Consider the following 7,176-nt stretch of genomic DNA (forward strand, 5'->3'; position numbering starts at 1 on the left):
TCTCCTTACTTGCCGATGACTTCGCCGGAGCGCTTGGAAACGCGCACCTTCGAACCATCTTCAAGAACCTTGAACCCAACGCGGGTCGGCTTGCCGTCCTTCGGGTCCAGGTGGGCGACGTTGGAAACGTGAATAGCCGCTTCCTTCTCGATGATGCCACCCTGGGTGAACTGAGTCGCGCGGGTGTGCCGCTTGACGATGTTCACGCCCTTCACCACCACACGGTTTTCCGTCGGCAGCGCCTTCACGACTTCGCCCTGCTTCCCCTTGTCCTTGCCAGTCAGCACGACAACGGTATCGCCCTTACGGATCTTCTGCATGTTACAGCACCTCCGGGGCGAGAGAGACGATCTTCATATACTTCTTCGCACGCAGCTCGCGGACCACCGGCCCGAAAATGCGGGTACCGATCGGCTCACCCTGCTTATTGATAAGCACGGCAGCGTTGCGGTCAAAGCGAATCAGGGTTCCATCCGGACGACGCACGGGGGCGGCGGTGCGGACGATGACAGCGCGATGCACGTCACCCTTCTTCACGCGGCCACGCGGAATAGCGTCCTTAATGGACACCACAATCACGTCACCAACTCCGGCGATGTTCCGGTGGGAACCGCCGAGAACCTTGATGCACTGCACCCGGCGAGCGCCGCTATTGTCGGCGACGTCCAGGTTGGTTTGCATCTGAATCATGGCACCAATCCTTAATAGTCTAGCGGAAACGGATCGATGGGTCTTATTCCGCGGATTCCGTCACCAGTTCCCAGCTCTTACGCCGGGAAAGGGGACGGCATTCGCGAATGCGAACCACATCGCCGATCTTAGCCTGGTTGGCTTCATCGTGAGCGGCGTATTTCTTCGACCGCTTGATGAACTTTTTATACAGCGGGTGCATGAAGCGACGCTCGACTTTGACGACAATCGTCTTGTCCATAGCGTCGCTCACCACCACGCCCTGCAGAATACGCTTGGGCATTGGCTTACTCTTCGCTCCTCACCGCGAAAGGCGGTGATATTACACAGCCTGCTTCCGTTCGTGAAGCACTGTTTTGATGCGGGCGATGTCTTTTTTCACCTGACCCTGGCGGGCGGTGTTCTGGAGCTGCCCGGTTGCCTTCTGGAAGCGCAGGTTAAACTGCTCTTTCTTCAGGCCAATCAGCTCTTCAGCGAGCTGTTCTGCGGACTTTTCCCGCAGATCCTTAGCGGCGGTCATTCTCAACCCTCCCCGCCCAGACGGGCGACGAACTTGGTCTTGATCGGCAGCTTGGCGGCAGCCAGGGCAAACGCAGCCCGGGCCAGTTCTTCCGACACACCGTCGACTTCAAACATGATACGGCCCGGAGCAACACGGGCCACCCAGTATTCCGGCGAACCCTTACCGGAACCCATACGGACTTCGGCGGGCTTACGCGACACCGGAAGATCCGGGAACACGCGAATCCACACACGGCCCTGACGCTTCATATGACGGGTCATGGCACGACGGGCGGCTTCGATCTGACGCGCAGTGATCCGCTCCGGCTCAAGAGCCTTCAGGCCGAACTGGCCGAAGTTCAGGGAAGCCCCGCCCTTGGTGTTGCCGTGGATCCGGCCCTTATGCGCCTTGCGATACTTGGTACGTTTCGGCGAAAGCATTGGTCTCGTCCTTTATTGGCTGGAACCGTGCCCGCGTTAGCGGGCAGCGGCCGGCTCCTGAGCGCGCTTGTCTTGCGCCATCGGATCGTGTTCCAGGATTTCACCCTTGAACACCCACACCTTGACGCCGCAGGCGCCGTAGGTGGTGAACGCAGTGGCTTCGCCGTAGTCGACGTCAGCGCGCAGGGTGTGCAGCGGCACACGGCCTTCGCGGTACCATTCGGTACGGGCGATTTCAGCCCCACCCAGACGGCCACCGCAGTTGATACGGATGCCCTGAGCGCCAAGACGCATGGCGGACTGCACGGCGCGCTTCATAGCACGACGGAAGGCCACACGGCGTTCCAGCTGGGACGAGATCGACTCGGCGATCAGCTGGGCTTCGATTTCCGGCTTACGGATTTCAACGATGTTCAGGTGAACTTCGTTACCGGTCATCTTCTGCAGCTCCTTGCGGAGCACTTCGATGTCGGAACCCTTGCGGCCGATCACCACGCCCGGACGGGCGGTGTGAATGGAAATACGGGCCTTCTTGGCCGGACGTTCGATAACGATCCGGGAGACACCCGCCTGTGCCAGCTGCTTCTTCAGATACTTGCGGATCCGCAGATCTTCATGCAGCAGGGTGGCGTATTCGCCTTCAGCGAACCAACGGCTGTCCCAGGTCCGGTTGATGCCGAGACGCAGGCCAATCGGGTTTACTTTCTGACCCATTATTTAGACTCCTCGCGCTCACGCACCACAATGGTCAGGTTCGAGAACGGCTTCAGGATCTTGCCAGTCCGGCCACGAGCGCGGGCACGCCAACGCTTCATGACCATCGCCTTGCCAACGAACGCTTCAGCCACAACCAGACGGTCAACGTCCAGCTGATGGTTGTTTTCCGCGTTGGCAATAGCCGACTGGAGAACCTTACGCACATCATTCGATACGCGACGGGTGTTGAAGGTCAGAGACGCCAGCGCCTGTTCAACGCCCATGCCGCGAATGGACGCGGCAACGATGTTGAGCTTCTGCGGGCTGGTGCGGATGGAAGCGGAATGGGCGCGGGCCTCATTATCCGCCAATGCACGGGGAGCAGTCGGCTTTCCCATGATTACTTCCTCTTCGCCTTCTTGTCCGCGGCGTGACCGTAGTAAGTGCGGGTCGGCGCGAACTCACCGAACTTGTGACCGATCATGTTTTCGGTCACCAGCACGGGAACAAACTTGTGCCCGTTGTACACACCAAAGGTGATGCCAACGAACTGCGGCAGAATCGTCGAGCGCCGCGACCAGGTCTTAATGACCTCATTACGGCCAGAAGCACGAGTTGCCTCGGCCTTCTTGAGCATGTAACCGTCGACGAACGGTCCCTTCCAGACTGAACGAGCCACGTCCGTCCTCCGTTACTTTTTCTTCGCCAGGTGACGCGAGCGCATGATGAGCCGGTCGGTCGCCTTGTTGTTGCGGGTCTTCTTACCCTTGGTCGGGAAGCCCCACGGGGTAACCGGATGACGGCCACCCGAAGTGCGACCTTCACCACCACCGTGCGGGTGATCGACCGGGTTCATGGCGACACCACGAACATGCGGACGCTTGCCCAGCCAACGCTTACGCCCGGCCTTGCCGAGGTTAACGTTCTGGTTGTCCGGGTTGGACACGGCACCAACGGTCGCCATGCATTCACCACGGACCATACGCAGTTCACCGGAGGACAGGCGCAGCTGAGCGTAGCCAGAATCCTTACCGATCAGCTGAGCATAGCAACCAGCGGAACGGGCCATCTGGCCACCCTTGCCCTGCTTCAGCTCCACGTTATGCACGATGGTGCCGACGGGCATGTTCTTCAGCTGCATGGCGTTGCCCGGCTTAATATCGGCCTTGGCGTCGGCGATGACAATGTCACCAGCCTTCAGACGCTGCGGGGCCAGAATGTAAGCCAGATCACCGTCTTCGTAACGGATCAGGGCAATGAATGCAGTGCGGTTCGGATCGTATTCCAGACGTTCGACAGTGCCCGGGATACCCAGCTTGCCGTTACGCTTGAAATCGACCAGACGGTAGCGGCGCTTATGACCACCACCACGCTGCCAGACGGTAATACGGCCGGTGTTGTTACGGCCGCCGGACTTGGTCAGGCCTTCGGTCAAGGTCTTGACCGGCTTGCCCTTCCACAGCTCGGAACGGTCCACCAGCACCAGCTGGCGGGTACCCGGAGTAATCGGGTTGTAAGACTTAAGAGCCATAGTCTCAGACCCCCGTGGTCACGTCGATGGTGTGGCCAGCGGCGAGGGTGATAACGGCCTTCTTCACGTCGGAACGCTTACCGACCAGACCGCGGAACCGCTTCACCTTGCCCTTCTGGATCAGGGTGTTAACGGCCTTCACTTCAACGCCGAACACGCCTTCAACGGCAGCCTTGATCTCCGGCTTGGAGGCATCAAGCGGCACCCGGAAGGTAACCTGATTGAATTCCGACCCCATCGTGGCCTTTTCGGTGATCACCGGAGCCTTGATGATGTCGTACATACGCTCTTGCGAGACTTTCACGACGTTCTTGCTCATTTCAGGCGCTCCTCGAGCTTTTCGATGGCAGCCTTGGTGAGGACCAGAGTGTCGCGACGCAGAATGTCGTACACGTTGGCACCCTGGGTCGGCAGAACGTCGACACCCGGGATGTTGGCGGCAGCACGAGCGAACAGGGTGTTCACTTCAGCACCGTCAATCACGAGAGCGGAGCCCCAGCCGAGACCCTTCAGCTGCACGGCGAGATCTTTGGTCTTGCCGGAAGCCGACTCGAGGTCGACAACGACCAGCTTACCGTTCTGGGCCTTAGCCGACAGAGCGGTCTTCAGGCCGAGAGCACGGAACTTCTTGGTCAGATCGTGAGCATGGGAGCGCACGACCGGGCCAAAAATGGTAGAGCCGCCACGGAACTGGGCAGAACGGGTGGAACCCTGACGGGCACGACCGGTGCCCTTCTGCTTAAACGGCTTCTTAGTGGTACCAGAGATCTCAGAGATCGTCTTGGTCTTATGGGTGCCGGCCTGCCGCTTCGCGAGCTGCCAGCGCACCACACGCTGCAAAATGTCGGAACGCACTTCGAGACCGAAGATGTTCTCCGGCAGCTCGACGGTGCCAACCGCCTTGTTGTCAAGCGTGATAACGTCCAGCTTCATGACGCCTTATTCCTTGTTCTCGCCTTCGGCAGCCGAGGACGACTCGGCGGCAGCCTTAATGGCGGCCGGCAGCGGAGCGCCTTCGGGGATGCCCTTCTTCACGGCGTCGCGGACCAGAACCCAGCCGCCTTCAGCGCCGGGGACGGCACCTTTGACGAGGATCAGACCCTGATCGGCATCGGTGGCGACAATCTTCAGGTTCTGAAGAGTGACGCGCTCGGCACCGAGGTGACCGGCCATCTTCTTGCCCTTGAACACACGGCCCGGATCCTGACGGTTACCGGTAGAACCATGCGAACGGTGCGAGACCGACACGCCGTGGGTGGCTTCGAGACCACGGAAGTTGTGACGCTTCATACCACCGGCAAAACCCTTACCGATGGAGGTGCCCACGACATCAACCAGCTGACCGACCACAAAGTGGGCGGCAGACAGCTCAACACCCGGCTCCAGGAGATTTTCCGGAGAGACGCGGAATTCAGCCATCTTCTGACGCGGTTCAACATTCGCCTTAGCGAAGTGACCACGCATAGCCTTGGACACATTCTTGACCTTGGCGGCACCGACGCCAAGCTGCACGGCAGAGTAGCCGTCCTGATCTTCCGTGCGCTTAGCGACGACATGACAGCCATCAACCTTAAGCACGGTGACCGGAACGTGCTCACCCTGCTCGGTGAACAGCCGCGTCATACCGACTTTTTGTGCGATAAGACCGGAGCGCATTATTTCGTTCCTTGCGTTTGTTTTCACGCTCACAACTTGATCTGGACGTCCACACCGGCGGCCAGGTCGAGCTTCATGAGCGCGTCGACGGTCTGCGGAGTCGGATCGACAATATCCAACACGCGCTTGTGGGTACGGATTTCAAACTGTTCCCGCGACTTTTTGTCGATGTGCGGGGAACGGTTAACAGTAAACTTCTCGATTCGCGTCGGCAGCGGGATGGGGCCCCGCACCTGAGCACCAGTGCGCTTGGCAGTGTTCACGATTTCCAGCGTGCTCTGGTCCAGCACACGATGATCAAACGCCTTGAGGCGGATGCGGATGTTTTGGCTTTCCATCTTTGCCTAACCCGAACTTCTTACAGTGATGTGACGAGCCGGGGCCCGAGGAGATGCGGCTTATACCGCATCCAGCCTCGGGCCACCACCTCTTTTTTGTCTAACAACGAAGTTATCTGGCTTGCGCCGTCTTACTTCAGGATCTTAGAGACGACGCCGGCGCCGACGGTACGACCGCCTTCACGGATGGCGAAGCGCAGGCCTTCGTCCATGGCGATCGGGGCGATCAGCTTCACGCCGATGCGGATGTTGTCGCCCGGCATCACCATTTCAGTGCCTTCCGGCAGAGAGATGGTCCCGGTGACGTCGGTGGTACGGAAGTAGAACTGCGGACGGTAGTTCGCGAAGAACGGAGTGTGACGGCCGCCTTCTTCCTTCGACAGAATGTAAACTTCCGACTCGAACTCGGTGTGCGGGGTGATCGAGCCCGGCTTCGCCAGAACCTGACCACGCTCCACGTCTTCACGCTTGGTGCCGCGCAGCAGGGCGCCGATGTTATCGCCGGCTTCACCCTGATCGAGCAGCTTGCGGAACATTTCAACGCCGGTGCAGGTGGTCTTCTGGGTGTCCTTCAGACCGATGATTTCGACTTCTTCGCCGACCTTCACCACGCCGCGTTCCACACGACCGGTCACCACGGTGCCACGGCCGGAGATCGAGAACACGTCTTCGATCGGCATCAGGAACGGCAGATCCTTCGGGCGTTCCGGCTGCGGGATGTATTCGTCGACGGCGCGCATCAGTTCCAGAACGGCCTTGTCGCCGATTTCCGGGTTCGAGTCTTCCAGAACCGCAAGGGCAGAACCCTTCACGATCGGAATATCATCCCCCGGGAAGTCATACGAGGACAGCAGTTCACGGATTTCCAGCTCGACCAGCTCCAGCAGTTCCGGATCGTCAACCTGGTCAACCTTGTTCATGAACACCACCAGAGCCGGCACACCGACCTGACGGGCCAGCAGGATGTGCTCGCGGGTCTGCGGCATCGGGCCGTCAGCGGCCGACACAACCAGAATCGCGCCGTCCATCTGTGCGGCACCGGTGATCATGTTCTTCACATAGTCAGCGTGGCCCGGGCAGTCCACGTGTGCATAGTGACGGTTGGTGGTTTCGTATTCCACGTGAGCGGTGGAAATCGTGATCCCACGGGCGCGCTCTTCCGGGGCCTTATCGATCTGGTCGTAGGCTGAGAAGGTCGCACCACCGGTCTTCGCCAGAACCTTGGTGATCGCAGCGGTCAGAGAAGTCTTGCCGTGGTCAACGTGGCCGATCGTGCCAACGTTGCAGTGCGGCTTCGTACGCGCAAATTTTTCCTTAGCCATT

Annotated in this window: 14 protein-coding genes; all 14 read right to left on the reverse strand. The window is 59.6% G+C overall.

What is annotated here, in order from left to right:
• Positions 1-5 precede the first annotated feature (5 nt).
• Complete coding sequence (gene rplX, locus G365_RS0113370; protein WP_019646034.1) at positions 6-320, reverse strand: 50S ribosomal protein L24; 315 nt, start codon at positions 318-320, stop codon at positions 6-8.
• Between the two features lies 1 nt (position 321).
• Positions 322-690, reverse strand: coding sequence for a 50S ribosomal protein L14 (gene rplN, locus G365_RS0113375; protein WP_019646035.1), 369 nt, complete (start codon positions 688-690; stop codon positions 322-324).
• Between the two features lie 43 nt (positions 691-733).
• Positions 734-973, reverse strand: a complete 240-nt coding sequence (gene rpsQ / locus G365_RS0113380; RefSeq protein WP_019646036.1) for a 30S ribosomal protein S17 — start codon at positions 971-973, stop codon at positions 734-736.
• Positions 974-1,012: 39 nt separating this feature from the next.
• A complete protein-coding gene (gene rpmC, locus G365_RS0113385; protein WP_019646037.1) occupies positions 1,013-1,210 on the reverse strand; it encodes a 50S ribosomal protein L29 in 198 nt (65 codons plus the stop codon).
• Positions 1,211-1,212: 2 nt separating this feature from the next.
• Positions 1,213-1,632: a 50S ribosomal protein L16 gene (gene rplP / locus G365_RS0113390; RefSeq protein WP_019646038.1), complete on the reverse strand. Its 420-nt coding sequence runs from the start codon at positions 1,630-1,632 to the stop codon at positions 1,213-1,215.
• A 36-nt stretch (positions 1,633-1,668) separates the two neighbouring features.
• Positions 1,669-2,346, reverse strand: coding sequence for a 30S ribosomal protein S3 (gene rpsC, locus G365_RS0113395; RefSeq protein ID WP_019646039.1), 678 nt, complete (start codon positions 2,344-2,346; stop codon positions 1,669-1,671).
• Entirely contained in the window at positions 2,346-2,726 is a 381-nt protein-coding gene (rplV, locus tag G365_RS0113400; protein ID WP_019646040.1) for a 50S ribosomal protein L22, read from the reverse strand. Before rplV ends, rpsC begins: the two co-directional genes overlap by 1 nt.
• Positions 2,727-2,728: 2 nt before the next feature.
• Entirely contained in the window at positions 2,729-3,007 is a 279-nt protein-coding gene (gene rpsS / locus G365_RS0113405; RefSeq protein ID WP_019646041.1) for a 30S ribosomal protein S19, read from the reverse strand.
• A 12-nt stretch (positions 3,008-3,019) separates the two neighbouring features.
• Positions 3,020-3,859 carry a 50S ribosomal protein L2 gene (rplB, locus tag G365_RS0113410; RefSeq protein WP_019646042.1) on the reverse strand — a complete coding sequence of 280 codons (840 nt, stop codon included), beginning with the start codon at positions 3,857-3,859 and terminating at the stop codon, positions 3,020-3,022.
• Positions 3,860-3,863: 4 nt separating this feature from the next.
• The gene (locus tag G365_RS0113415) at positions 3,864-4,178 is read right to left on the reverse strand and encodes a 50S ribosomal protein L23 (RefSeq protein WP_019646043.1); all 315 of its coding nucleotides are present in this window, start codon (positions 4,176-4,178) and stop codon (positions 3,864-3,866) included.
• The gene (gene rplD / locus G365_RS0113420; protein ID WP_019646044.1) at positions 4,175-4,792 is read right to left on the reverse strand and encodes a 50S ribosomal protein L4; all 618 of its coding nucleotides are present in this window, start codon (positions 4,790-4,792) and stop codon (positions 4,175-4,177) included. The genes G365_RS0113415 and rplD overlap by 4 nt, the downstream gene beginning before the upstream one ends.
• Positions 4,793-4,798: 6 nt before the next feature.
• A complete protein-coding gene (gene rplC, locus G365_RS0113425; RefSeq protein WP_019646045.1) occupies positions 4,799-5,515 on the reverse strand; it encodes a 50S ribosomal protein L3 in 717 nt (238 codons plus the stop codon).
• A 29-nt stretch (positions 5,516-5,544) separates the two neighbouring features.
• Positions 5,545-5,853 carry a 30S ribosomal protein S10 gene (rpsJ, locus tag G365_RS0113430; RefSeq protein ID WP_019646046.1) on the reverse strand — a complete coding sequence of 103 codons (309 nt, stop codon included), beginning with the start codon at positions 5,851-5,853 and terminating at the stop codon, positions 5,545-5,547.
• 131 nt (positions 5,854-5,984) lie between these two features.
• The gene (gene tuf, locus G365_RS0113435) at positions 5,985-7,175 is read right to left on the reverse strand and encodes an elongation factor Tu (RefSeq protein ID WP_019646047.1); all 1,191 of its coding nucleotides are present in this window, start codon (positions 7,173-7,175) and stop codon (positions 5,985-5,987) included.
• Between the last annotated feature and the right edge of the window lies 1 nt (position 7,176).

The organism is Novispirillum itersonii subsp. itersonii ATCC 12639 (assembly GCF_000381985.1).
GTDB classification, from domain to species: Bacteria; Pseudomonadota; Alphaproteobacteria; order Rhodospirillales; family Rhodospirillaceae; genus Novispirillum; species Novispirillum itersonii.